The organism is Paracoccus sulfuroxidans (genome assembly GCF_007830335.1).
GTDB lineage: Bacteria > Pseudomonadota > Alphaproteobacteria > Rhodobacterales > Rhodobacteraceae > Paracoccus > Paracoccus sulfuroxidans.
This window is the reverse complement of sequence record NZ_VLKU01000003.1, coordinates 398,486-421,841: the sequence shown is the minus strand read 5'-3', so window position 1 is coordinate 421,841 and position 23,356 is coordinate 398,486. Positions and strand designations below refer to the sequence as shown.

General features: G+C 62.0%; 22 protein-coding genes and 2 tRNA genes. 11 read left to right on the top strand and 13 right to left on the bottom strand.

Annotated elements, in window-relative coordinates; translation table 11 throughout:
* Window positions 1–76 precede the first annotated feature (76 nt).
* Window positions 77–214: a 50S ribosomal protein L34 gene (rpmH, locus tag IQ24_RS06855; protein ID WP_036742148.1), complete on the bottom strand. Its 138-nt coding sequence runs from the start codon at window positions 212–214 to the stop codon at window positions 77–79.
* Between the two features lie 264 nt (window positions 215–478).
* Here rpmH and IQ24_RS06850 point away from each other — a divergent pair, with 264 nt between their 5' ends.
* The 4 genes from IQ24_RS06850 to IQ24_RS06835 all read left to right on the top strand — a co-directional run bounded on the left by IQ24_RS06850 (window position 479) and on the right by IQ24_RS06835 (window position 4,292).
* Entirely contained in the window at window positions 479–1,924 is a 1,446-nt protein-coding gene (locus IQ24_RS06850; RefSeq protein WP_145397056.1) for a sensor histidine kinase, read from the top strand.
* Between the two features lie 51 nt (window positions 1,925–1,975).
* A tRNA-Arg gene (locus tag IQ24_RS06845) sits at window positions 1,976–2,052 on the top strand.
* A 204-nt stretch (window positions 2,053–2,256) separates the two neighbouring features.
* Entirely contained in the window at window positions 2,257–2,682 is a 426-nt protein-coding gene (locus IQ24_RS06840; RefSeq protein ID WP_145397055.1) for a hypothetical protein, read from the top strand.
* Window positions 2,683–2,960: 278 nt separating this feature from the next.
* Entirely contained in the window at window positions 2,961–4,292 is a 1,332-nt protein-coding gene (locus IQ24_RS06835; protein WP_145397054.1) for a hypothetical protein, read from the top strand.
* On the opposite strand, the gene IQ24_RS06830 is transcribed toward IQ24_RS06835, so the two are convergent.
* The 4 genes from IQ24_RS06830 to IQ24_RS20060 form a co-directional block, all read right to left on the bottom strand.
* The gene (locus tag IQ24_RS06830) at window positions 4,261–4,821 is read right to left on the bottom strand and encodes a hypothetical protein (protein WP_145397053.1); all 561 of its coding nucleotides are present in this window, start codon (window positions 4,819–4,821) and stop codon (window positions 4,261–4,263) included. The two genes, IQ24_RS06835 and IQ24_RS06830, sit on opposite strands and share 32 nt — an antisense overlap.
* 78 nt (window positions 4,822–4,899) lie before the next feature.
* Window positions 4,900–5,367 carry a hypothetical protein gene (locus IQ24_RS06825; protein ID WP_145397052.1) on the bottom strand — a complete coding sequence of 156 codons (468 nt, stop codon included), beginning with the start codon at window positions 5,365–5,367 and terminating at the stop codon, window positions 4,900–4,902.
* On the bottom strand, window positions 5,364–5,909 hold the full coding sequence (locus tag IQ24_RS06820; protein ID WP_145397051.1) for a hypothetical protein: 546 nt from the start codon (window positions 5,907–5,909) through the stop codon (window positions 5,364–5,366). The genes IQ24_RS06825 and IQ24_RS06820 overlap by 4 nt, the downstream gene beginning before the upstream one ends.
* A 320-nt stretch (window positions 5,910–6,229) precedes the next feature.
* A complete protein-coding gene (locus tag IQ24_RS20060) occupies window positions 6,230–6,400 on the bottom strand; it encodes a hypothetical protein (protein WP_158637488.1) in 171 nt (56 codons plus the stop codon).
* On the opposite strand from IQ24_RS20060, the gene IQ24_RS06815 reads away from it, so the two are divergent.
* Window positions 6,390–8,033, top strand: a complete 1,644-nt coding sequence (locus IQ24_RS06815; protein WP_145397050.1) for a BCCT family transporter — start codon at window positions 6,390–6,392, stop codon at window positions 8,031–8,033. The genes IQ24_RS20060 and IQ24_RS06815 overlap by 11 nt on opposite strands.
* A 50-nt stretch (window positions 8,034–8,083) precedes the next feature.
* Here IQ24_RS06815 and IQ24_RS06810 read toward each other — a convergent pair whose 3' ends face one another.
* The 3 genes from IQ24_RS06810 to IQ24_RS06800 all read right to left on the bottom strand — a co-directional run bounded on the left by IQ24_RS06810 (window position 8,084) and on the right by IQ24_RS06800 (window position 12,263).
* Window positions 8,084–8,593 (bottom strand): cell wall hydrolase, encoded by a 510-nt coding sequence (locus IQ24_RS06810; RefSeq protein WP_145397049.1) that lies wholly within the window; start codon window positions 8,591–8,593, stop codon window positions 8,084–8,086.
* A gap of 136 nt (window positions 8,594–8,729) precedes the next feature.
* The gene (ptsP, locus tag IQ24_RS06805) at window positions 8,730–10,976 is read right to left on the bottom strand and encodes a phosphoenolpyruvate--protein phosphotransferase (protein ID WP_145397048.1); all 2,247 of its coding nucleotides are present in this window, start codon (window positions 10,974–10,976) and stop codon (window positions 8,730–8,732) included.
* A 30-nt stretch (window positions 10,977–11,006) separates the two neighbouring features.
* Window positions 11,007–12,263 carry an aspartate kinase gene (locus tag IQ24_RS06800; RefSeq protein WP_145397047.1) on the bottom strand — a complete coding sequence of 419 codons (1,257 nt, stop codon included), beginning with the start codon at window positions 12,261–12,263 and terminating at the stop codon, window positions 11,007–11,009.
* A 200-nt stretch (window positions 12,264–12,463) separates the two neighbouring features.
* Here IQ24_RS06800 and IQ24_RS06795 point away from each other — a divergent pair.
* Window positions 12,464–12,537 (top strand) — tRNA-Cys (locus tag IQ24_RS06795).
* A gap of 105 nt (window positions 12,538–12,642) precedes the next feature.
* Here the strand turns inward: IQ24_RS06795 and IQ24_RS06790 are convergent.
* Genes IQ24_RS06790 through IQ24_RS06775 form a run of 4 tightly spaced genes read right to left on the bottom strand, consistent with a single transcriptional unit; the run spans window position 12,643 to window position 16,942 of the window.
* Window positions 12,643–12,996, bottom strand: a complete 354-nt coding sequence (locus IQ24_RS06790) for a hypothetical protein (protein ID WP_145397046.1) — start codon at window positions 12,994–12,996, stop codon at window positions 12,643–12,645.
* Window positions 12,993–13,967, bottom strand: a complete 975-nt coding sequence (locus IQ24_RS06785) for a Rieske (2Fe-2S) protein (protein WP_145397045.1) — start codon at window positions 13,965–13,967, stop codon at window positions 12,993–12,995. The genes IQ24_RS06790 and IQ24_RS06785 overlap by 4 nt, the downstream gene beginning before the upstream one ends.
* 60 nt (window positions 13,968–14,027) lie before the next feature.
* The gene (locus IQ24_RS06780) at window positions 14,028–16,448 is read right to left on the bottom strand and encodes a N,N-dimethylformamidase beta subunit family domain-containing protein (RefSeq protein ID WP_145397044.1); all 2,421 of its coding nucleotides are present in this window, start codon (window positions 16,446–16,448) and stop codon (window positions 14,028–14,030) included.
* Window positions 16,449–16,501: 53 nt separating this feature from the next.
* The gene (locus tag IQ24_RS06775) at window positions 16,502–16,942 is read right to left on the bottom strand and encodes a N,N-dimethylformamidase alpha subunit family protein (protein ID WP_145397043.1); all 441 of its coding nucleotides are present in this window, start codon (window positions 16,940–16,942) and stop codon (window positions 16,502–16,504) included.
* Between the two features lie 192 nt (window positions 16,943–17,134).
* Here IQ24_RS06775 and IQ24_RS06770 point away from each other — a divergent pair, with 192 nt between their 5' ends.
* The 4 genes from IQ24_RS06770 to IQ24_RS06755 all read left to right on the top strand — a co-directional run bounded on the left by IQ24_RS06770 (window position 17,135) and on the right by IQ24_RS06755 (window position 21,185).
* On the top strand, window positions 17,135–18,355 hold the full coding sequence (locus IQ24_RS06770) for a transporter substrate-binding protein (RefSeq protein ID WP_145397042.1): 1,221 nt from the start codon (window positions 17,135–17,137) through the stop codon (window positions 18,353–18,355).
* Between the two features lie 102 nt (window positions 18,356–18,457).
* A complete protein-coding gene (locus tag IQ24_RS06765) occupies window positions 18,458–19,915 on the top strand; it encodes a sensor histidine kinase (protein WP_158637487.1) in 1,458 nt (485 codons plus the stop codon).
* Window positions 19,912–20,538: a response regulator gene (locus IQ24_RS06760; protein ID WP_145397040.1), complete on the top strand. Its 627-nt coding sequence runs from the start codon at window positions 19,912–19,914 to the stop codon at window positions 20,536–20,538. The genes IQ24_RS06765 and IQ24_RS06760 overlap by 4 nt, the downstream gene beginning before the upstream one ends.
* A 194-nt stretch (window positions 20,539–20,732) precedes the next feature.
* A complete protein-coding gene (locus IQ24_RS06755) occupies window positions 20,733–21,185 on the top strand; it encodes a GNAT family N-acetyltransferase (RefSeq protein ID WP_145397039.1) in 453 nt (150 codons plus the stop codon).
* 150 nt (window positions 21,186–21,335) lie between these two features.
* On the opposite strand, the gene IQ24_RS06750 is transcribed toward IQ24_RS06755, so the two are convergent.
* Entirely contained in the window at window positions 21,336–22,103 is a 768-nt protein-coding gene (locus IQ24_RS06750) for a DUF1269 domain-containing protein (RefSeq protein ID WP_145397038.1), read from the bottom strand.
* Window positions 22,104–22,309: 206 nt separating this feature from the next.
* On the opposite strand from IQ24_RS06750, the gene IQ24_RS06745 reads away from it, so the two are divergent.
* Window positions 22,310–23,350, top strand: a complete 1,041-nt coding sequence (locus tag IQ24_RS06745; RefSeq protein WP_145397037.1) for an AraC family transcriptional regulator — start codon at window positions 22,310–22,312, stop codon at window positions 23,348–23,350.
* Window positions 23,351–23,356 lie beyond the last annotated feature (6 nt).

The following is a 23,356-nucleotide window of genomic DNA, read 5'->3' as shown; positions in this document are numbered from 1 at the left end:
GCGCTGCCAGCACCCCATCGGAGCACCGGCCAGCGACGGCGTTCAGGCAAAGCAAGACGCCCGAAGGCGTCGTCACTTATGCCGAGAGCGATTTGCGGCCCTTGGCGCGGCGTGCGTTCAGCACGCGACGGCCGCCTTTGGTGGCCATGCGGGCACGGAAACCGTGACGGCGGGCGCGAACCAGGTTCGACGGCTGGAAAGTGCGTTTCGACATGTTACTACTCCGGGTCTGGGCGCACCGGAGCATGGGCCGCTGGCCCCACGCAACTCGCGCCGTGTGATTCAAGGCCCGCTGGATAGTCGCAGCTTGGCGCCAAGTCAACCGTCGATGGCACCTGATCTGCCGTGCCAAGACGTCTGCCGCAACGTAGGATCTTGCCGCGGGAACCTGAGGCTGCTCACGCTTGTTTGAACTGCGCTCTCATAAGGCTTATGTCCATGAATGTCGACGCGGCTTGGGGAAAACGCAAAGGAAACCATGTCCCTGAATAATCTTACCGGTCGTTTCGCCTTGCTGACGGGGCTGTTCGTGCTTCTGGCCGAGCTGCTGATTCTGTTGCCGTCGCTGTCGAACTATCGGCTCGATTTTCTCGAATCGCGTCTGGAGCGGGCGCAGATCGCCAGCCTTGCGCTGCTGGCGACCGACGAATCCCTTGCCTCGGACCTGGAATCGGAACTGCTTCAGAATGCAGGCGTCTTCAACGTCGTGCTGCGGCGCAACGACATTCGCCAGCTGGTGCTGTCCTCGCCCATTCCGGGGCCGATCTCGGCCACATTCGATCTGCGCGACCAGCCCTTCTGGACCTCGATCCGTGATGCGCTGATGCAGCTGACCGATCCGCAGAACCGGGTCATCCGCGTCATCGGCGCACCCGTCAAACAGGCCGGGCAGCTGATCGAGATCACCACCGACACCCGCCCCCTGCGGCAAGAGATGATCGACTATGGCCTGCGCCTGTTGCTGATTTCGGCCGCCTTCTCGATCCTGACGGCGCTCCTGTTGAACATCGCAGCGCGGCGGCTGCTGATCGTGCCGATTCGCCGCGTCATCAACCATATGTCCGCCTATGCCTCGGCGCCCGAGGATGTCCGCTCGATCATCACCCCCAATGCGCGGCTGAAAGAGGTGTATGAGGCCGAGACGGCGCTGGCCTCGATGCAACACACCGTGACCTCGTCCCTGAAGCAAAAGGCACGTCTGGCGCAGCTGGGTCAGGCCGTGGCGCGGATCAGCCATGACCTGCGCAACATCCTGACCACCGCCCAGATCTTCGCCGACCGGCTGGAGACCAGCGCCGACCCCGCCGTCCGGCGCGCGGCCCCGAAGCTGGTGAACTCGATCAGCCGGGCGGTCAATCTCTGCGAGACGACGCTGGCCTTCGGCAAGGCCGAGGAGCCCGCCCCCTCGCTGTCGCGCTTCAACCTTGCGGCGCTGGTGACCGAGGTGACCGAGGGCGAGGCCATGGCCAGCGACCGTCAGGACGGGGCCGAGCCCATCGAGTTCCTGACCGACGTCCCGACCACGCTGACGATTCGCGCCGACCGCGACCAGCTGTTCCGCGTGCTGTCGAATCTGGTGCGCAACGCCCGGCAGGCGCTGGAGGCCACCCACAAGCCCGGCACCATCGAGATCGGCGCGGGTGAAGAGGAAACCGGCTGGTGGATCCGCATCGGCGACACCGGCCCAGGCCTGCCCCGCAAGGCACGCGAGTTCCTGTTCCAGCCCTTCTCGGGCGGCTCTCGCAAGGGCGGTACGGGCCTGGGCCTTGCGATCGCTGCCGACTTGGTGCGCAACCACGGCGGCAGGCTGGAACTTCTGCGCAGCGACGACGAGGGCACTGAATTCGTGCTGCATCTTCCGCGCGAAATGGCGGCCCTGCAGGGGCCAGCCGACCTTCCCGAACCTGCCACGCAAGATTTCTGATTTTTAGGCTTGCGCCCCCCCGGCCCGATATGTAGATACCTCCCTCACAGCGGACCCATAGCTCAGCTGGATAGAGCACCAGACTACGAATCTGGGGGTCGGGCGTTCGAATCGCTCTGGGTCCGCCATTTATCCAGATTATCGACTGTCAGATATTTCTGGCTTTCCGTCAGATTTCTGACCCAATCGGCATCTTGACCGGGGTCATGTCATCAACGCGAAGATTCCATAGCAGGCTGTGGGATTGTGGGACAGAAATTCGGAAATATCACGAAATGTCGAGTAAAGGTTAAACCTGTGCCCCAATTTGACCGCTATCCGCGTACTCGAAGATGACAAAGCGCGTACTGACCTATTGCACTGCATTCTTGACCGGTGCGGCAGTTTGGCTCGCATTGAATGCCGTAAACGCGATGAATCCTTTCCTGAATTGGGAGTACCCATTCCTCAGGCCTTTCATTGGTATGACATTTCCGGGCGGAGCACCGCTAGACCTGCACTATCTCAGCCACGCTGCGCGAACTTGGCTACCATTTTTGGCCGCTTTTCTCGTTTCCTACGTCCTGACGCACCGAAAGGCGCAGTTCCTTGGGGCGGTTGTCATGTATCTCAGTTTTCTCATCTGGTGGTGGGGCATGATGAATTTGGTTAAGTTCGGCATCGAGGCGACGCCTGTCTTTAATATTGGACTTACAGTCACATTTCTTGGCGGCCTTTGCCTTTACCTATGGCTGGTTTCTCCGGTCCGATCTGAATAGCGCCGCCCGACTTCAACGGCTGCCGTCCCGCAAAGCAGACACTCACTGCCCGCGTGAGTAGCAGCGCCGAACTAACGGCGTCGCGGGCCAAGGCTGTCTGCGCTGTGGGCAGATTTTGTCGTGGATCTTTCGCCCGAAAGGCCCGGCCACAGAAGAAGCCTCACCACGCCCCCCCAACACCTTTCGGCTCAAGCCCGCCGAGCGGCGCAGATCGCAGATAGACTGCGGACGGCATTACTACCTATTCTGCGGGCAAGGCGACATGAGGCAAGCAAATCATGCAAAACGGGATCGGAGTCATCGGTCAGCATTTCAGCCTGACGGTGCGACTTTTCCTCCGCTACGGTCTTGTCCTCACGGCGCTCTGGGCGGCGGGAGCCTTGCTCAGCCAGTTGCTGCTGCGGCTGGCGGTCGAGCTTGGGATGATCAGCCGCCTTCTGGGACTGATCGCGATTGCGCCGGTCATCCTTTTGCAGCTTGTAATTTTCGTGGCCTTCTTCGTCATCCTGCGAAACGGCCTGCCCCGGATGCGCCTGCGCCGCAAGCAGGCTGCGGCACAGGAAGCCGAGATCGTCGAGGCCACCCCGGAACCCGACGAGCCGCGCGCGCCGCTGACGCTCGCACTGACGGCCGTGCTGATCCCGTTTTACGGATATTACGCGGGCTGGGGTCTGTTGGGCGACACGCTGCGCACCTATTCGCAACTGTTTTATTCGGCCCAGATGGCGCGGATCGATTTCACCAATCCGCAACCCTCTGCGGCCGCGCTTGATATCGGGGCGACGGCATGGGTGGCGGTGGCGGTCGGGATGATCTGGCTCCTGCGGCGCTTTGCCCTGTCGCGCAGCAAAGGCGAAGGCAGCCAATACTGGTCCATGCTGGTCGTGGCTTGCGAGGCGACCTGGGCGCTTTTGGGTCTTTATGTGCTGTCAGGCTGGCAAAGCCAGTTCACCGACTGGCTGGCGACGCTGCCCAGCCCGTCGGAGGTGTTCGACCTGATCTCTCCAGCAGAGGCCGCGGGAATAAGCGACACCTCGCGCGTTCCTGTCGACTGGCCTCTACCGCGTGAGCCTTGGCCGGTGCTGGTCGCGCTGTTCTGGTATGCGCTTTTGCCGCTGGTCTGGTTCAACCTTGGCGCCATCACTTACGGCCATAACATCTCGGCCGTGCGGGACGAGACGCAACGCTACGCCGGAGGCATGATCCGGCGCTGGCAGGCCATGCCGAAGCCCGTCACCGATTTTCTGGCCCATTTCTGGATCGGCATGGTCAAGCGCTGGCATGCGGTCACGAACGGGATCCTGCTGGCTGCCTCGGCCGGGGTGGCGCTGACCGCCTCGGTTCTGGTGCTGTGGCGGCTGGTCGACTGGCTGGGGAACTGGGCCTGGATCGGCCTGGCGCAGCTGATCGGGCCGCAGGACATTTTGACCTGGCAGGTGCTTTCGGTGCCTCTGAACGCGCTTTTCAATGCCCCCGGCGCGCCCCCCGGCGGGCTGCTGGTCAGCCCCCTGCAGTTCTGCATTCTGGCGGCCGGGCTGGAGCTTGCAGGCAGGGCACAGGACATGGCCCGTGCCCCGGTCAGCCCGGCGGCAGCCGCAGCACCGGCTTGAAGGGCAGCGAGACGGCCTTGGGGCGCGTGTTGACGCCGGAAAGCTCGACCCGCAGCTTGTCCAGCATATCGACAGGCACCAGAAAGGCCTGATCCGAGAAGGACGGCCCGCCATCTTCGGGCGGCGACCTCAGCGAACTGTCGCAGCTTTGGCCTGAATTTCCGCCGTCGCCCAGCAGCTCGATGGCCGTGTTGCCCACCTCGTTGAAAAGCGGAAACCATTCCCGGCCCTTCGGATCGGTCAGGGACACATTGCACCATCCCCAATCCGCCATTGCCTCTCCGCTAAGACCCAGGCGCAGATACACCACGGCGCGGTCCGTCTTGCCAGGTACGATCATCGCGCGGGCCTGATCGACCGAAACGGTCACGCCCGCCAGCTCTCCCTTGGGGTCGGGAAACTCGGTGACCTGCCAGTTCTTGGCCCGGCGTAGCTCCTGAATGTCGGACCAGCCGACCAGCAGGACCGTCAGACCCAGACACAGTAAGGTCACGGCGAGGAGGGCAAGGGGTTTGGCAATGCGTTTCATTGGCCCAGCCTCACCTCGGGTTCATGCGGGGGCGGCGTATCGGGCGGCGCAAGCGACAGCGTCCCGTCAAGGTCCGGGTTATAGCTCATAGTCACCACCAGCCGCCCCCCCTTCGATCTCATCGGGGGGCAGTTCGAAGACGGTGAAGGTCGTGCTGGAAAGCCCAGGCTGAAGCCAAAGCTGATCGACCTGGCGCGGCACATTCGCCACCCGCTTGGTGCTGGCATAGCGCCGCTTGCTGGCCCCTTCCCAGATCGTGTCGACCATGGTCGATCTGATGGTCCCTGACAGCTCCAGATCGACGATCAGGAAGACGCCTTCGGTATCGCGCGTCACGGAGGTCCCAAGGCTGTCGAAGCTGACGCGATCAGCGGTGCGCCACGCCTCGAAGCGCCCGGCAAACATCCGCGTCTCGCCCGTATCCCCTGCGCTGACCTTGGTGACGAAGGGGCGAACGACAGAATTGTAGTCGGGATTGGTCAGCATCATCCCGGCCAGAAGAGCCGCGCCGCCGACAACAATCGCGAGGTTCACCAGCCTGCTCATTCGACCTCGGGGGTAACGGTCATCTGCGCCACGGGGGTATAGCCAAGCCAGCTTGACTGCCCATAGAGGTTGTCCCGCAGCTTGAACGTCTGCTTTTCAAAGGCGATCTGCACGGGTTTGGGCTGCCAATCGGCAGGCAGGGGCCAGACCATCTGGATTTCCTCGGGCATCCGGGGCTGCAGTTGCAGCAGCGGGGCATTGTCACGCAGCAGGATGATCTCGGGCTCCTCCGCCAGCGGGGCGCCGTCGAGGATGATCTGCGGCGGATTGGCCGGCATGCCGAAGAAAGAGCGCTGCGTCTCACCAGTGACATTCTCGATGGTCGCGGACAGGACAAGTTCGGGCGGCTCACTTTGGCGCAGCAGCAACGCCTCGGGCGTGAAGAATGTGCGGCCCAGATCAATCGGCTGCCCGAAGCTTGTGCCCGCCACCAGATCGGGCGCCCGCGCCGCATCCACCTTCCACCACCAGCTGAGCATGACCGCGGCCACAAGCCCGACCGTCGCGAAGAGACGCAACCACAGACGGCGAAGAAGGGGCATTTTTGGTGCGTCCGACATGCGCGTATCTGACGGCTTATGTCGCATAAGATCAAGCGGCATGGGGGCAGCGGGGCGGGGCCAGACACCCGCTTTGGCGGACCGCCGCGCAGAGGCGTCCTGCCCTTCCGGCCTGCCGCTTCCGCAAGAATTTGAGGCCCCAGCGACGCCCCAAACCAGCTGAAATGCGTCGTTTTCCGAACATTTTGTCGCAAATCGCCCATTTTCTGGTTTCAACCGGGCCATTCTTCCTCTAGAAGCGTCGCTGCTCGTGCTCTTACGGCTTGATTGGATTGTGCGGCGCCGCGTCTGGGACGTGGCTGTCAGCACCGGGCGGCGTCTGGTTCGTAGCCCTGCGGATGAAAATCCGCACCAGCCGGAGCATTCATATCCATTTCTGTCTCGCGGACCTTGCGGTTCAGCGCGGGGCAGTTTGTTGCGCTGTGCCGATGCAGCGCGAAGAAAAAGGAGACATCGCGCAATATGGCTGACATTCCGCCCCCGTTTACCGATATCGAGATCTCGACGCAGGATCAGGGCTTCTACGAGGGCTATTCCCTGCCCATCGCATTGGTATCGAAGATCGGCATCTCGCTTCTGGTCGTGCTGGCCCTGCTGTTCCCGCTGAGCGCCGGAAACGTGCTTTCCAGCGTCAACAGCAGCCTGCTGAGCGTCTTCAACTCATTCTACATCATCATGGTGGGCGTGTTCGCCTGGTTCCTGATCCTTGTGGCGATCCTGCCGTCGTCAGGTCGACGGCTGCTGGGGGCGGAAGGCGACAAGCCCGAATTCTCGACCTTTTCATGGTTCGCGATGATGTTCGGGGCGGGGCTTGGCGTCGGCCTGATGGTCTATGCGACCGCCGAGCCGCTGGGCCTTTGGAACCTCAACCCCGAGATCATTCGCGGCAATGCCGAGGCGCTCAGCCAAGAGGCGATCCGGTCCGCCTATCGCTACAGCTTCATGCATTACGGCTTTCACGCCTGGTCGATCTATGTCGTGACCGGCCTTTGCCTTGCCTATTACGCCTATACGCGGGACATGCCGCTGACCATCCGCTCGGCCCTGACGCCGATCTTTGGCTCGGCCATGAACGGGCCGCTGGGCCATATCGTGGACATTCTGGGCATCGTGGCGACCATCCTTGGGGTGGCGGTCACCATCGGCTATGGCGTCAGCCAGCTGGTCGAGGGTGCCTATTCGGTCCTTGGCTATTCCTGGCTGATGCAGCCCGGCGCGGCAGGCGAGGCCCCAGCGCCCTCAATGATCGGCCTTCTGGTGGCGCTAGTGATGGTGATGGGGCTTTCGACGCTGTCGGCGGTCTCGGGCGTGGGGCGCGGGGTCAAGTATCTGTCGAACCTGAACCTGGTCCTCTCCTGTGCGCTGCTGCTGGTCTTTGCGGTCTTTGGCTCGTTCCTGTTCGCCATGACGACTTATGGGCGCGCGCTGGGTGATTATCTGCTGAACTTTCCGGCGCTGTCCTTCGACGCCTATGGCACCGACACCAAGCTGGGTCAGTGGCAGTCGGGCAGCACGACCTTCTATTGGGCGTGGTGGATCGCGTTCTCGCCCTTCGTGGGGCTGTTTCTGGCCCGCATCTCGAAGGGACGCACGGTACGCGAGTTCGTGCTGGGTGCGGTCATCGCGCCGTCGCTGGTCTGCTTCGGCTGGTTCACCATCCTTGGCGGCACCGCGATTGATCTGGAGATGCGGAACGTGGCCCAGCATGCCATTCTGGATGCGTCGCTGACCAACAAGCTGTTCGCCACGCTGGGCTTTCTGCTGACGGATGGCTGGTTTCAGGTCGTCTCGGTCATGAGCGTGGTGCTGATCCTGACCTTTCTGGTCACCTCGGCCGACTCGGGCATTCTGGTGATGAACACGATCATGGCGGGCGGTGCGGTCGACACTGGCGTCGCGCATCGCATCATCTGGGGGGTGATCCTGACGCTGGTGATCGCGGCACTGATCATGGCCGGAGGCGGCGGTCTTGGCGCACTGCAGGACGCGATGATCATCGGCGCGCTGCCCTTTGCCTTCGTGATGGTGCTGATGTGCGTGTCGCTGGCGAAGGCCCTTTACCGCGACCATCTGCGCGACCAGCAGGGCGAGACCGCTGAGCAATGAGGCCATGCTTGGGGCGCGCGCACATCGCGCGCCCCATGCAGACCAATCCTTTACCGGCGCGTGATGCCCTCAAGCGGCGCGGGCGGCACGGGCTGCGTCACGAGGTGGCTCTTGCGCCGCTCGTAGAAAGCGTTGCCGCCTGCGACCAGCACGTAATGCATGTTGTCATACGAGAAGCGGTGGCCCGCCTGATGGAAGAACATCGCGTTGCCGATCATCGGATGGCGCTCTCCGCGCATCACCGACCGCGCCGCCTCGCTGATGCGCGGCATCGAGCGCGTCTCGTTCATCTTGCGCGACATGACGCCCGGCGCGAACTGGTTCTTCTGCCCGACCACACCGCAGACCGAGCGCGGGTACTGGCCCGACTGGACCCGGTTCATCACCACGCTGCCGACCGCAACCATACCGTCCCGGCTGGAGCGGTTCGATTCGAAATACATCGCCCGTTCCATGCATTCGAGTTCCGAGTGCCGCCTGCCAAACGAACATCCCGCAATGGTCAACGTGACCAGCCCAAGCGCGATCGCGAGTCGCGCCCTCGTTTTCGGAGATTTCATCCGCTGTCCTTCCAACTGCCCGCATTTTTGCTTTTCGTTAGGGCAATTCTACCAAATCCGGCCAGAGAGCGGCAACAGCCATTGCGATACCGTGCCGCAGCGGCGGGTGGGCGCGCGGGTCTTAGCCTGCGGGCGGTTACTGTCGGGCCAGCCAGTCGGTGACGATGGGGCGCAGGTTGGGCTCACCGGCCTCGCGCGCATCGTCGATGACGCGGCGCAGCGCGCTCAGATCGACGCGCCGGATCAGATGCTTGACCGGCCCGATCGAGGCCGGGCGCATCGACAGACGGCGAAAGCCCATGGCGGCGAAGGTCACCGCCTCGATGGGACGCCCGGCATCCTCGCCACAGAAAGACAGGGGCACATGCGCCTCGTCACAGCGCCGCACGATCTGTTCGAGCAGCGCGATGAACGAAGTGTTCAGCGAATCGTAACGCCGCCGGACGCGTTCGTTTTCCCGGTCAGCGGCAAAGAAGAACTGCTTGAGATCATTCCCACCGACCGAGATGAAATCGCACATCGCGAAGAACTTCTTCGGCGCGAAGGCCAGCGACGGGGTCTCCAGCATCGCCCCCACCCGCACATCCGAGGGCATGGCATGGCCCAGCCGCTGCTCGCGCGCGATCTGCTCCATCAGCAGCCGATGCGCTTCCTCATATTCGTGCATCTCGGTGACGAAGGGGAACATGACGTGCAGGGGACGGCCGACGGCGGCGCGGATCAGCGCCTGAAGCTGCATCCGCAGCACGCCCCGCTTGTCGAGGCCCACGCGGATCGCCCGCCAGCCCATGGCCGGGTTCGGCTCATCCTGCGGCTTCATATAGGGCAGCACCTTGTCCGAGCCGATGTCGAGCGTGCGGAACATCACCGGCTTGCCCTGCGCATTGTCCAGCACATGGGCGTAAAGCGCTGCAAGCTCGCCCCGCCGGGGGACATGGGTGCGGGTCAGGAACTGCAGCTCGGTACGAAACAGGCCCACGCCCTCGGCGCCAGAGCTGGCAAGGCTGGGCAGATCGGCCATCAGGCCCGCGTTCATGTAAAGCTGGATCGTCGTGCCGCAAACCGAGGTCGCGGGCAGGTCGCGCAGGCCCGCATAGCGCTTTTGCGCCTCGGCCTGCATGGCGATCTTGTCGCGGAAGGCGGCAGAGACGCTTTCCTCGGGACGCAGATGGACGACGCCCATATCGCCATCGACAAGGATCGCATCGCCGTTCAGCGCCTCGGTGGTGATGCGCTCGGCATGGATGACCAGCGGGATTGCCAGCGCCCGCGCGACGATGGCCGCATGGCTGCCGACCGAGCCCTCTTCCAGCACCACACCGCGCAGACGGCGGCCATAATCCAGCAGCTCGGCCGGGCCGATGTTGCGGGCAACGAGGATCGGATTGTCGGGCATCTCGGCCCCGGTATCGGCCCCCTGCCCCGTCAACAGCCGCAGCAGGCGGTTCGACAGATCGTCCAGATCGTGCAGCCGGTCGCGCAGATAAGGGTCCGAGGCGCTTTCCAGACGGGTGCGTGCCTGCCCCTGCTCTTTCTCGACTGCCGCTTCGGCGGACAGACCCAGATCAATGTCCTCTTCCATCCGGCGCAGCCAGCTGCGCGAATGGGCGAACATGCGATAGGTCTCCATCACCTCGGCGGATTCGCCCCCGGTGACGTCATTGGCCGCCATCATCGCATCGACATTGGTGCGCAGCATCGCCACGGCTTCATTTAGCCGGGCGCGTTCCTTCACCGGATCGTCGCCGACCGGATTGGTGATGACCACGCGCGGCTCATGCAGCCAGACACGGCCCTCGGCTGCCCCCTCCTGCCCGGTCGAGCCACGGATGGCGACCGGGAAGCGATGCGCCTGAGGCAGGCCGTCATCGCCGGAATTGCCCAGAAACGCGCCAAGCTCGGCCATCTCGGCCAGAACCATGGCGACCACGTCGAGGCCGTAGATATCGTCCTCGGAAAAGGCCAGCGCATCGCGCGACTGCACGACCAGCACGCCCAGACGCTCACCCACGCGCTGGATCGGCACGCCGAGGAAGCTGGGAAAGACCTCCTCGCCCGTTTCCGGCATGAAGCGGAAACCGGGCTCGGAGGGTGCATTGGCGGTGTTCACATGCCGACCCGTGCGGGCCACGCGGCCCACCAGCCCCTCACCCAGACGCAGGCGGGTCTTGTGGATAGAGTCCTGATTCAGGCCCTCGGTCGCGCAAAGCTCAAGCGTATTGGCATCGCGGAACAGATAGATCGAGCAGACCTCGGTCCCCAGCGAATCCGCGATGTGATGGGTGATCTGGTCAAGCCGGTGCTGGCCGCTGCCGGGGGCGGCCAAAGTTTCCCGCAAGCGCTTCAGCAGCTTGCGAGAGTCACTGTCCTTGCGCTCTGCCATGATCCTCCCGACGCTGGCACGCTGATGCTATCAAGCAGCTTCAAGCTTGAACGCATCATGCAGCGCCTGCACGGCAAGTTCCATATACTTGCGGTCGATCAGCACCGAAATCTTGATCTCGCTGGTCGAAATCACCTTGATGTTGATGTTTTCATCAGCAAGTGCCTTGAACATGCGCGCCGCAACGCCCGCATGGCTGCGCATGCCGATGCCCACGACCGAGACCTTGGCGACCTCGGAATCCACGATCAGCTCATCATAGGCGATGTGACCGGCGGCCTTGGCCTCTTCCATCGCCTTGCGGGCGCGGGCGACCTGATTGACCGGGCACGAGAAGGTCATGTCGGTCACCGAACCGGGGTGATCCTCATAGTTCTTCTCGGAGATGTTCTGGACGATCATGTCCACGTTCACGCCTGCATCGGCCAGCGGCGCGAAGATCGCGGCCGAGATGCCGGGCTTGTCCTCGACGGTGACCAGCGTGATCTTGGCCTCTTCGCGCGAATAGGCAACGCCGTTGATGACTTTCGATTCCATGATTTCATCCTCATCGCAGACCAGCGTGCCGGAGTTCTCATCCGTATCCTCGAATGAGGAAAGCACACGCAGGCGGACCTTGTAACGCATCGCCAGTTCGACCGAGCGGGTCTGCAGGACCTTCGCGCCCAGGCTGGCCAGTTCCAGCATTTCCTCGAAGGCAATCTTTTCCAGCTTGCGCGCTTTCGAGGTGATGCGGGGATCGGTGGTATAGATGCCGTCGACATCGGTGTAGATGTCGCAGCGCTCGGCCTCGAAGGCGGCGGCAAAGGCGACGGCGGTCGTGTCCGAGCCGCCCCGGCCCAGCGTCGTGATCCGGCCCTCGGGCGAGACGCCCTGGAAGCCCGCGACGACGGCGACCTTCATGCCTTCGGCAAATTTATGGTCGATATTGGTGCGCGGAATATCAAGGAAGCGCGCCGAGGAATGCTGCGCCGTCGTATTGATCGGCACCTGCCAGCCCTGCCAGCTGCGCGCCGGCACGCCCATTTCCTGCAGCCGAAGCGACAGAAGTCCGGCGGTGATATTCTCGCCCGACGAGACAACGGCGTCATATTCGCGCGCATCGAACAGCGGCGAGGTCGCCTCGACCCAGCCGACCAGCTCATTGGTCTTGCCGGACATGGCGCTTACGATGACGATGACGTCATAGCCACGCTCGACCTCGCGCTGGACCTTCAGCGCGACGTTCTTGATGCGATCCAGGTCAGCGACCGACGTACCGCCGAATTTCATTACCAGAAGCGGCATTCTGTGCCCCCAGCACCAGAGGTTTTTTCAATGCGGCCTTCTAGGGTCACGCCATGAAAAGGGCAAGGGCCCGCACGCAGATCGCGCGATTTCCTTTCGCCTGCGCGGCGCGCGGTCGCGCGCACCCTGCCCCTGGCGCGCGATTCCGACACTTGCACAAGCAAGGCGAACCCGCTACATCCTGCCATGCCTCGGGCAACGGCGGGTTGGCGGAGAGGTTACGCAGCGGATTGCAAATCCGTGAAGACCGGTTCGATTCCGGTACCCGCCTCCAAGGTTTTCAATGATTTCGTGGCTATGTCCGACCCGAGAAGCTCGGGCACCGGATCTGTTCAATCGCGTTTTTCCTCGGTTGGTTCAACCCAACCGAAATTGATCGTCAGGGTGTTGAGACTTGCAGGGCTGGGGTGAGGTCATTCCCGGAGTTCAGCGTTTCACCGGTCGCCGTCAATCGGATTGCATAGACGTAGCTGCCTTCCGCGCAATGAGCGTTCTCGGGCGGCAGCAGGCAGGAAAGCTGCTCTGTAAAATACGTCCGGATGTTTCTTGCTGCGATGGCACTCACGGCAGGCTTGAAAATCCAAGGGGCCGTCGCAAGATCCGCGCCCGGAAGGTCGCGCAGCGTCGACATGGGATCCTCGCTGATACCGACCAACCAATGCCGGAAATCGGGGTCAATCGCCTTCATATAGGCGAGGAGCTCGTATTTGATCTGCTGGACGCTATATTTCATCCCTTTGCCCCCTCTCGCGCTTGGGTTGGCAACGACGGCATCAGCCGCGCCTCAAACCAATCGAGCATCGCACGCTGCAGATCATTCCGGCCGCGTTCATCCATGCGCGTCATAGACCGGGCCCTTTGGCCGCAGCGTTCGAGCAGATCCAGCGCGGGCTGCGGGTCTGCCTCACCACGCCGCGCCAAGCGAAGAAGCGTGAGCATGGTTCCGGTCGGCTGCAAGATCGCCGACATTTGGCCACCGTCATAGTCCAGTACGAAGAAATTCGGAGGATGGGCCCGCAGGCGAAGCCCAGCCTCAGAGCGACCAGAGAAAGTGGCACCGATAGTCTCCACCTTGTCGAATTCGGCCAGCAAGGCCAGCCAGAACAGCTTCCAGTTACAGGCAGGTTCAAGCGTCAGGTTTTCAGCGGGGCCATCCAAGAACGGCGTGAACGCCTCACCTGCTGCGACAGCAGAACCGGCATCAAGATTGACGAAAATCACATCGCCCTTGAGCCTCAGCCCCATCGGAAGCCCCGGTACCTCGGCAAAGCCCAGAAAATGATGCGCCGCTGGATCGGCGCGGTTCAGTGAGGTCGGAAAGCCCTCGACCCGATCACGGCTGTATCCGCAAGAGAGATAGGAGCAGCGCGTTCTCGTGCCCGTCTGGCATTGCAGCGGAATGCTGCGGCAGCCGCCATGCTGCACGAAGTTGAAGCGCGCAACGATTTCGCCACCAGGCATGCGCTCGACATGAATCCCATGATGTCCCACGGTGAAGGGCAGGATGTCTCCGGCGTTGGGCAGTTGCGCGCCATAGCCGATCGCGATCCATTCACGTGACCAGATCAGCCGGTCCTCAAGATCCATGGATGCTTTTGAGGTCCAGAAATCGCCGATCTCGCCCCGCTGCCCTCCGAAGGCAGCGGTTTGAAGATCGCCGATGCGAAAGGACGATAAGACTGCGTCGAGGGAATGGGCGCTCATGACCTGCTCTCCTTCAGGGTGCCGGGCTGCCGCCCCCTTTAGGGACGGCAGCCGCAGGTTTCAGACCGTCTCAGCGCGGCGGAACGGCTGGCTTTCACTGGGCGCAGCAGGGATGTCCTGCACATATTCCGCGCGCCCCCTTGGCTTGACGGCCTCCTTGGGCGCCGCTGGAAGCGGGCCGTCCTGCATGAAGCGGTCAAGCACATTGCCGACGAGGCGAGAGATATTGTTGTCACCGTCGTTCCACGGCAGCGAGCCGCAGAAGGCAATCGAACTGAAGGCAAAGACACCGCCGCCGTTCGGGGTCTCGTGGAAGGCAATGTCAGAGCGCACGCGTGGGTGCTGCGTCCCGTCTAGCCCCTGCTGGTTGAAGCCGAAATCCTCCATCACCAGCAAGTAGCCTTCCGTGTGCCGCCCCGCCGAGGTCGCAACGACCAGCGTGTGCGGAGGAGAGCCCAGCATGGTGTCGACGATATCAAGCTCAAGCCCAGCAGCGCCGCCGCCGACAAGCCCGAAATTGCCGAGCTTCTCGTCGAAGTCGATGCCGTCGAAGGCCCAGGCGACACGTGGATCGAGGCTTTCCTGGGTGCGACTGTAATAGGTAGAGATATCAAAGCCTTCCGCCGACATTCCCGTGCCGCCGACGGTGTGCAAATAGCGCCCGCGATAACGCCACATGCCGCCAAGCTCACCGCTGCCCTGATGGTAATACTCGCCCGGATCGGCGCGCCAGGTGCGGATGCCGGATTCGCAGCGCCGCATCTCGGTCATCACGCCGCGACCGCGATCCTCATAGGCCGGGTGATAGGAATGAACCCAGTAGAAGCCATCCGCCCCCATATACATCAGCCGCCCGCCGCGCTGTTTGTAGTTGTGCAGCGCATCCAGTTGGCTACCGACGACGTGCTCGGGGTGAGAGCCGGTGATCAGGACGTTATAGCCCTCAAGCAGGCGCAACCCGTCATAGGTCACATCCTCATCGGTCAGCACATCGTAATCATAGCCCTGCATCTCGAGCCAGCAGATCAGGTGAAGATCCGCCGGATATTGCCAAGGGGCCTGCGACAGGAAGTGATCGTATTTCGGTCGCATGCTGAGGATCGGGCGCAGCCGCGTTGACAGGCACAACCCGCTTCCGTCGGTATGCGTGTCGTAAAGCGAGCCGCCATATTCCCGATGCTCGGACAGATACATGTTCTGCTGCTGCATGACAGGCACGCGATAGACCAGCAGTTCGGCCCCGCCCGCGTTATTGGCCAGATGTTCGTTCGCATAGGCCATATAGCTGGTGGTCGGCATGATGACCGCGATTTTCGCGGTGGGTTTGCCGGGCCAGGGCGTCACGAAGAACGGGATGTAGTCCTCGTGCCCCTCGGCGCTGGTCAGCTTGACGGCATAGGTCGCGCTTTTCTGGTTCTTCGGCACCTGCCATTCGAAATCGACCTGCCAGCGGGCATCGTCAAGGTCGTCGTCATGGAAGTGGATGGCGCCATATTGCTGTGGTGCCTGCTTCCAGTCGAAGACATGCCCATCCCAGTTATGGCCGGTCAAGGCGCGGGTGGGCGCGTTGATCAGCTCTGCATCGAAACGATAGGGCCCGCGGTCGACGGCCCGCATCGTGTCGATCCCGACCGAGAAGTCCCAGGCGCCGACCAGACATTCGCTGAGCGCCGGCGTCGGACCGGAACCGCGGCGTTCATCCTGCGAGGTCTGGCCGCCCATCTTCATCGTCTCGATCTCAAGCCGGGTCAGCGCGCGGTTGCACAGGCGCGGACTGTCCAGCTTGCCATTGTAATGGCTGCCGATCACCACGCCTTCGGGACGCGAGGCCCGCGCTTCGGGCGCATCGTCCAGACGCTCGGTGCTGCCCGCAAGGACGAACGGAACCGCTGGCGTCGCGATCTTTTCCTTCCAGCTTGCGCTCACCGCCCCGCTTTCCGGGTCCAGCGCATATTGGATCTGCGGCTCGCAATAGAGGACCGCCTTGCCGGTGTCGGCGTCATAGCTTGCGGCGATGAAATGCCAGGCATGATCGCGCAAGGGGAACGGGCTGCGCAGGCTTTGCCCGTTGATCCGGAATTCCGCATGGCCGTCCGCGTCGATGAAAAGGCCATACCCCTTGCCCTTCGACCATTTCGACATCAGCGCCTGCGCGCCATGTTTCCAATAGCCGGGATCGGTTTTCGGGATCGTCGGCCAGGCCCAGCATTGCAGGGTGACGCTGTCGACGTGGAACTGCGGCAGGTCTTCGACAAAGCCGTAAGAGCCGCTGTAGATCTTCTGCCGCTGCGCTGGATGCGCGCCGTTAAACGAGGCCTTCTGGGCCTTTTCGATCAGGCCGGGCCCGCGCGGGTTGGTATTGCCGTTGATGAGGTGAACAAGCTGCGCGTCATACTCGCCCTTGAAATCGGCGTTGATGTGAAAGCGGATTGTCTCGCCGGGACGCACACTGAGGCGATCGGCATAGCCGGTCAGTTTCATGATCGTGGTCTTTCTGCTGAAATGGGTGGGAATTCGACCTGCCGCCCAGCGGCTCAGGTCACCGTCCAGTTGTCCGAGCGACGCTTCCAGCCTTCGTTGAAATCTTCCGGCTGGCCGTCCGTCTCGCTCATTTCATCAAGACGCATCAGGAAGATGGCGTGCTGAACCTCGTTTTCTTCGGTGAAAACCCGGTCATCCACGAATTTCGGCGGGACACCGCGAACGCCCGAGAGCCGGGCGATCCGCCACTCCTCGTCGATTTTCGTGCAGATCGAGACGAGCTTTCCCTTGGCCTCCTGCGCCCGCATGCGCAGCAGCACGCGGTTCAGCTCGATGTCGCCGTGCATGCCCCCGGACACCTCGGTCACGTCGCCCTGGGTGGCGCACAGAAGTGAGGAAAAGCCCGCGACCCCGTACATGGATTCCGTGCAGGCCTTGTGCTCGGCAATCAGGCGCTCACGCTCTTTCGAGCCCTTCGGCGGAATTCGATACATGATGACCTCTCTGTCGAAGATATCGCGGAATTTGTCCCGCCATTTCAGAGTAGAAAGCGCCGAGGCTCTGCGACCATCAGACTATTCTGATTTTCCTTTGAGGAATGTCCTATTCGTGCCAGCTTACCCCGGGTCGGCGTCACAGGGCGTCGCAAGGTGGCATTGAACCGCGAAGCAACAGGATCAGCCGATATGAAACGGAACGACGCGCTCGCCGAGCGGGACGACATTCCCGTCGGCGTGATCTTCTCGGCGACCGGGCATCTGTCGGTAATCGAGAAAAGCTCAATCGACGTCACGCTTTACGCGCTGGACCGGATCAACCGCGCGGGCGGGATCGGCGGCAGGCCAGTCACGCCCTACTTCTTCGACGCCTGTTCGGATGTGCGCACCTATGCGCTTGGCATTGGCGAGTTGATCCGGGAACACGGGGTCCTTTGCACCTTCGGCGGCTATACCTCGGCCAGTCGCCGCGCCATGCTGCCGACGGTCATTGCCAGCAATCACCTTCTTTATCTGCCCACCTGCTGGGAGGGGAAGGAATGTGTCCAGAACATCATCTACACCGGTCCCGTCGCCAACCAGCATTCGGTCGACCTGATCCCTTTCATGATCCGCAACTTCGGCCCGCGCGCCTGCTTCATCGGGTCGGACTATGTCTGGCCGCGCGAAACGAATGCCGTGGCGAGGGTCTGGATGGACCGGAACAAGGGTGAGGTGCTGAGCGAGCAATATCTTCCGCTCGGCGTGACCGATGTGTCCGACGCCCTTGGGCTGATCCGCGCAGAGGCACCGGATTTCATCTTCTCCACCCTTGTCGGCAATTCGGCGCTGGCCCTTTACCGCGAATATACGCGGCTCGGCTTTGACAGGAGGAAAACTCCCATCGCGTCCCTGACCACCAGCGAGGCCGAGGTGCGGGCGATGGGCAGCGATATCGGCGAGGGCCATATCCTTGCAGCGCCCTATTTCCAGTCCCTGCAAAATCCCACCAATGCGGCCTTCGTCCATTCGTTTCTGGCAAGCCCCTATGGTGAAACCGGCGTTACCCATTTCAATCTGGAAAACACCTACCTTGCCGTTCTGGCCTTCGAACACGCGTTGAACGCCTGTCTTGAAACGAAAGACTGGGCACATCTGACAGCCAACGACATTCGCAATGCCTCGGCGGGACTGGCCCTAGGGAACGACGTCTCGCCCGAGGGCCATGTCTGGATCGACCCAGACAATTTCTGCATGGCCTTCGTCCCGAAGATCGGGCGTTGCGGCCCGGATGGTCAGTTCGAGATCCTGCAAAGCTCGATCCGGCACGTCCAGCCCGACCCCTATGCGCTTTACCCCGAGCGGGGCATTTGTCGCCGTGACGGCTTGCACACGCCCGACGGAATGGTTGTGCCGAATGCCCTCTACTAGCGCTTGGAGCTGCGGCGGTTGACAGTGCGGATCCTGTTGACGTTACCTTGAGGCATGTCCACGCGGACATGCGACTGTCACCTCCGGTTTTCAGGCCAGCTCATGTTCCAGACTGCCCGACAGACTGATTTCGCTTGCGGCACCGTGCAGGACACGAGTTGGGCCGTGCCGCTTTTTCAGGACAATTCTGATGCGATCCTGATTGTCGGGCAGGAAGACGACCGTGTTCTTGCCGCAAATGACGCGGCCTGTCGGCAGTTTCGACTGACCGCCGATGCGCTCTGCAAGCTGCGCCATACCGACCTTCTAAGTGCCGTTTCGACCGGCCCGGATGAAGACGGCCGGTACTTGCGCGACGACGGGACCGAGTTTCGCGCCCGCGTCAACCGCATTCCTTTGCGCTTCGAGGGGCAACCTGCCCTGGCCCTCACGCTGCACGACCAGACCAATGCGACACGGATGCGGGAATCCCTGACGGCCACGCTCCACCGGCTGCAACGCGCGCAGGAGCTGACGGAATGCGGATGCTGGGATTGGAACATTCCTGAAAACCAGATCCTTCTAAGCCGCGAATCCCGGGGCATTCTTGGGCTGCCGCCAGCGGACGCACCAGAAGCCCCCGTCGCCTTCGACGTCTTCCTGCGCCGCGTCCATCCGGACGACCGCTCTCATGTCCTGAAAACCATCGGCGAAGCAGTCACCGCCGCACGCCCTTTCAGCGTCGATTACAGAATTGTACGCGCAGGCGATGAGATCCGCTATCTGCGCACCGTCTGCGAGCTTCAGACTGCCGAGGCGGGCATCGTCGTCGGCTTCTTTGGCACGATTCAGGATATCACCCTTGCCTGGACGACGGCCCGAAATCTGGATCGGCAGCGCGCCATGCTGGAGATGCTGACCGGCCATTTGCAGGACATCCGCGAAGAAGAGCGCAAGCGAATATCGCGTGAGCTTCACGACCAGCTGGGGCAGCTTCTGACCGTCCTGCGAATGGGGATCAGCTGGGTTCAGGATCAGCTTCCCCCCGAGACCGCCGAGACCCGCCGTCTTTCCGAGCTGAAAAAGATCGCGGATACGACCGTCGAGGCGGTACGCCGCATCATTGCCGATCTGCGCCCCTCGGAACTCAGCGACCTTGGTCTTGTCCCGGCTGTCGCCAACCTCCTCGAAAGCCTGCGTCAGGACTGCGGCATCCGCTTCGAGCTATCGTCCGATCTTCCACCGGGCTCGCTCCCTGAGGAGATTTCGACCGGGCTGTTTCGACTGATCCAGGAAGCCTGCACCAATATCGTTCGCCACGCCCAAGCCAAAGCAGGCCGCGTCCGCCTTACTGCAGACGCGGGGCAGCTTGTCGCAAGCATCGAAGACGATGGAGCGGGCCTTCCCGCAGAAATCGCCGCCGCAGGCTATGACAGCGACGCCGGAAAGCCGTCATTCGGAATATTGGGCATGCGGGAAAGGGTCAAACAGCTGCAGGGCACCATCACCTTCGCCACCTCTGCCATGGGAGGGACTCTGGTCGAGATTGTGCTGCCGCTTTCCGGAGGCTCACCAGAATGATCCGCATCGTGCTGGCCGACGACCATCGCATCGTCACCGACGGCCTGAAGCAGATCCTGTCGCATCAGGCGGATATGGAGATCTCGGCCGTCGTCGAGGACGGCGACAGCCTGTGCGCCCTTCTGCAAACGGGGACCGAGGTCGATATTGTGGTTCTGGACATGTCGATGCCGGGTCGCACCGGGCTTGATCTGCTCAAGCATCTGCGTCGCTTTTGGCCGAAGCTGCCCATCCTTGTGCTGAGCATGCACCCTGAATCGATCTATGGGCTGCGGGCCCTGAAGTCCGGCGCGAACGGCTATCTGACCAAGGACAGCGACGCGAGCCAACTGGTCAGCGCCGTCCGTCAGGTGGCGGCGGGCAAGTCCTTCGCCAGCGAAGAGTTGATCGATCAACTGGTCGGCTCGACCCGTGGCGCGCAGGGTTCCGAAGTTCAGGCCCTGTCGGATCGCGAGCTGCTGGTCCTGCAGCTCCTCGCCTCCGGTTCATCGGTCACCGTCATTGCCGACCGGCTATGCCTGAGCGTGAAAACCGTCAGCACGCACAAAGCTAATATCCAGCGAAAACTGGGAGTTACCGGAACGGCGCATCTGGTGAAATACGCGCTTTCGAACGGGATCTGATTGAGCTTTGGTTCGCACCAATTCGCGCTGTAGCGCCCATGGTGAGTCATTGAAGACCAGCGCCATGTGACTTACAATATAGCCGGTCACAGAAGGAGACCTATGCACAGAGGCTTCGATTGAACCGCGCATAGCGGCATCGCTCGGCACATGAAGTGTCGATCCTTTTTGCATGACTTCTGTGGAGAGTTCTCGTGAAGAACCGAAACATCGAAATCCGGCCCTTCGACGCGGCAACGGATACAAAGACCCTGTCAAACATCTGGTTTGATGCCTCAATGAAAGCCCATGCCTTCATTGGCAAAGAACGGCTGACCGAACAGCGTCAGCTGGTTGAGCAGGAATACCTTCCCAAGGCAGAGACATGGGTTGCCGCGCACAACGGCAAAGCGGTCGGCTTCATCAGCCTGCTCGACAGCTTTGTCGGCGCCATATTCATTGATCCGGACCATCAGGGGATGGGGATCGGGCGCATGCTGATCGCTCATGCGCTTGACCGTAAGGAGGAACTGTCCCTTGAGGTCTATACGGCAAATGAACAGGCCCTCCGCTTCTATCTTTCGCTTGGGTTTCAAGAGCTTTCACGCCGCGATATCGACGAGCTGGGCCAGCCGTTTCCCAATGCAACCCTGCAGCTGAAGCGCTGAGGTGCGCACCGGGCGGGACCTTTCCTGCCCGGTCATCTGCCTTTCGATCATCACCATACTCCTTTGGCTGCTGTTCGGTAAAAAGGGCGTCCCGACCCAAGTCAGAACGCCCGTCCCTAAGGATGGTTCACGGTCTTGTCGGTTCCCGCGTCAGACCTTCAACTGCTCGACGCGCTTGTTATATTCAACGCGCATCTTCGCCATCGTGTCGTCGTAAGCGGTCTTCAGCTCTTTCCCGGCGGCATCAGCCTGTTTTTGCAGGGTTTTCAGCTGAGCTTCGCCCTCGCGCTGAACCGCGATCCGGCGCTTGTCGATGTTTTCCATCAGCTCGCTCAGCTGCTTTTTCAGATCATCGACCTTGTCCTGCAGCTTGTCGCGCCATTCGCCTGCGGTCTTGCCGATTTCAGTCTCATATTGCTTAATTTCGGCCTTCAGCGCGGTGACCTGACGGCCATAGACCTCTTCGCTGACCTCCGACCGGGCACGGCGGAGGACGGTGCCGCCAAGGGGGGCCATCGCGGCATCAAGCGGAACCACCCAGGTTTCGTGGATCGACGCCACGATGGCGGTCTTGCCCGGCTGCAACGCGTCACCCGCATCGGTGAGGAAGCGCATATCGACTTCATCCTTCGACGCATCGCTCCACACACCGCTGAGCGTACCGGCAGCGGCCCCCAAAGCGAGCCCCGCAGGCCCTGCGAGCGCACCTAGAAGCGACCCGATCGCCAGCCCTGCAGCCGCACCCCAAGGGCCGTCGGCGGCGCTTTGACGGATTGCGATCTTGCCTGCGTCATCTTTGGCGACGACGGCGGTCGCGAACACGTCGAACCCGTCTTCTCCGTGCAGGTTCTGCAATTGCTTCAGGCCCTCATAGGCTTTGGCTTCGGTATCAAACACAATAACGATGAGCTTGTTCATTGAGATGGTCCTTTTCAGTTTCCCAGCAATCTCGGATCAGGCTGGCTTGTTGCGTTTTCACACTCACAATCTGGTATCGCAGACGCCGCAGCCCTATTGCGCGTCAGGACAGAAAGGGGACATTTGCGGCCAAAATCCGGGCGCGAAAGCTTGTTTGCACCTTTTGTCCGTCTTAGGCTTGGGCACCGCGCAATTCGAGATGGGCGATGCGGCAAGCGCCAACAGGGCAGGAACGGATCTATTCGACGGGGCTTCTCACCCCGCTGCTCGACGCGCTGGCGGAGCGGAGGTTTGAAGCCCGCGAGGCTTTGCGAGGTACCCGGCTCTGGCGTGAGATCGTGGGACCGGACAGCACGATGTCCGCCGATGAGATGCTGAAGGTCTTCGCCAATATCACCGCGCTCGCGTCTGATCCTGACTTTGCCTTCAAGCTGGGCCTGCGCCATCATCTGACCAGCTATGGCATGTATGGGTTCGCCATTCTCAGCTGCACCAATTTTGGCCGCGCGATTGACCTGATCCTTGCCTATGGAAAGGCGCTGGATACCCCTGCCAAGGTCAGGATGGTGCGTGGCAAGGACGAGAAAACCGTCCAGATCATCTTCGAACCGCTTGCTGACGTTCAGCACCGCCCCGAGCTTTATCGCTTCATCGTCGAACTACGCCTCGGTCAGATGATCACCGCCTGCCGTGACATTCTGGGCGAGGATTTCAGCCCGACGCGCCTGACCCTCACCTATGCCCGGTCACCGGACAAACGCGACCATTTCGACCTGCCGGGATGCAGCGTCGCCTATGGCGCCGATGAAAACATGTTCATCTTCGACGCGGCGCTTCTGGATCGGCAGTTGGAATACGGCAATCCCGTCACCCATGCCCAGCTAACGAAGCTCTGCGATGAGATGCTGGTGGAACTTGACCGCGTGATCGGGCTCAGCGGACGCGTCCGCGCGTTGCTGGCAACCGATCTTGGCCGCAAAACCTCGATCGAGACAGTCAGCGCGTCCCTTGGCATGTCCCCGCGAACCCTGCGCCGCAAGCTTGAGGATGAAGGGACATCCTTCAGCCGCATCGCCGACGAGCTTCGCCTGAAGCTCGCCCTCAAATACCTGCGCGATACCGGTCTGAAGGTCGACAGCATCGCGGCGGCCCTCGGCTTCGCCGACGCCGCGAGCTTTCGGCGAAGTCTGAAACGATGGGATGGGCGGACGCCGAAGGAAATCCGCGCGGGGCGGAAAAAGGCTTAGGCAGGG

What these genes read in the sequence shown, in the direction of transcription:
- IQ24_RS06765 (WP_158637487.1), top strand. Translation starts at nt 18,458, where the DNA reads ATGTTCCAGACTGCCCGACAGACTGATTTCGCTTGCGGCACCGTGCAG.
- IQ24_RS06835 (WP_145397054.1), top strand. Translation starts at nt 2,961, where the DNA reads ATGCAAAACGGGATCGGAGTCATCGGTCAGCATTTCAGCCTGACGGTG.
- IQ24_RS06820 (WP_145397051.1), bottom strand. Translation starts at nt 5,909, where the DNA reads ATGCCCCTTCTTCGCCGTCTGTGGTTGCGTCTCTTCGCGACGGTCGGG.
- IQ24_RS06830 (WP_145397053.1), bottom strand. Translation starts at nt 4,821, where the DNA reads ATGAAACGCATTGCCAAACCCCTTGCCCTCCTCGCCGTGACCTTACTG.
- IQ24_RS06815 (WP_145397050.1), top strand. Translation starts at nt 6,390, where the DNA reads ATGGCTGACATTCCGCCCCCGTTTACCGATATCGAGATCTCGACGCAG.
- rpmH (WP_036742148.1), bottom strand. Translation starts at nt 214, where the DNA reads ATGTCGAAACGCACTTTCCAGCCGTCGAACCTGGTTCGCGCCCGCCGT.
- IQ24_RS06745 (WP_145397037.1), top strand. Translation starts at nt 22,310, where the DNA reads ATGCGGCAAGCGCCAACAGGGCAGGAACGGATCTATTCGACGGGGCTT.
- IQ24_RS06780 (WP_145397044.1), bottom strand. Translation starts at nt 16,448, where the DNA reads ATGAAACTGACCGGCTATGCCGATCGCCTCAGTGTGCGTCCCGGCGAG.
- IQ24_RS06770 (WP_145397042.1), top strand. Translation starts at nt 17,135, where the DNA reads ATGAAACGGAACGACGCGCTCGCCGAGCGGGACGACATTCCCGTCGGC.
- IQ24_RS06775 (WP_145397043.1), bottom strand. Translation starts at nt 16,942, where the DNA reads ATGTATCGAATTCCGCCGAAGGGCTCGAAAGAGCGTGAGCGCCTGATT.
- IQ24_RS06850 (WP_145397056.1), top strand. Translation starts at nt 479, where the DNA reads ATGTCCCTGAATAATCTTACCGGTCGTTTCGCCTTGCTGACGGGGCTG.
- ptsP (WP_145397048.1), bottom strand. Translation starts at nt 10,976, where the DNA reads ATGGCAGAGCGCAAGGACAGTGACTCTCGCAAGCTGCTGAAGCGCTTG.
- IQ24_RS06785 (WP_145397045.1), bottom strand. Translation starts at nt 13,967, where the DNA reads ATGAGCGCCCATTCCCTCGACGCAGTCTTATCGTCCTTTCGCATCGGC.
- IQ24_RS06750 (WP_145397038.1), bottom strand. Translation starts at nt 22,103, where the DNA reads ATGAACAAGCTCATCGTTATTGTGTTTGATACCGAAGCCAAAGCCTAT.
- IQ24_RS06825 (WP_145397052.1), bottom strand. Translation starts at nt 5,367, where the DNA reads ATGAGCAGGCTGGTGAACCTCGCGATTGTTGTCGGCGGCGCGGCTCTT.
- IQ24_RS06790 (WP_145397046.1), bottom strand. Translation starts at nt 12,996, where the DNA reads ATGAAATATAGCGTCCAGCAGATCAAATACGAGCTCCTCGCCTATATG.
- IQ24_RS06840 (WP_145397055.1), top strand. Translation starts at nt 2,257, where the DNA reads ATGACAAAGCGCGTACTGACCTATTGCACTGCATTCTTGACCGGTGCG.
- IQ24_RS20060 (WP_158637488.1), bottom strand. Translation starts at nt 6,400, where the DNA reads ATGTCAGCCATATTGCGCGATGTCTCCTTTTTCTTCGCGCTGCATCGG.
- IQ24_RS06810 (WP_145397049.1), bottom strand. Translation starts at nt 8,593, where the DNA reads ATGAAATCTCCGAAAACGAGGGCGCGACTCGCGATCGCGCTTGGGCTG.
- IQ24_RS06760 (WP_145397040.1), top strand. Translation starts at nt 19,912, where the DNA reads ATGATCCGCATCGTGCTGGCCGACGACCATCGCATCGTCACCGACGGC.
- IQ24_RS06800 (WP_145397047.1), bottom strand. Translation starts at nt 12,263, where the DNA reads ATGCCGCTTCTGGTAATGAAATTCGGCGGTACGTCGGTCGCTGACCTG.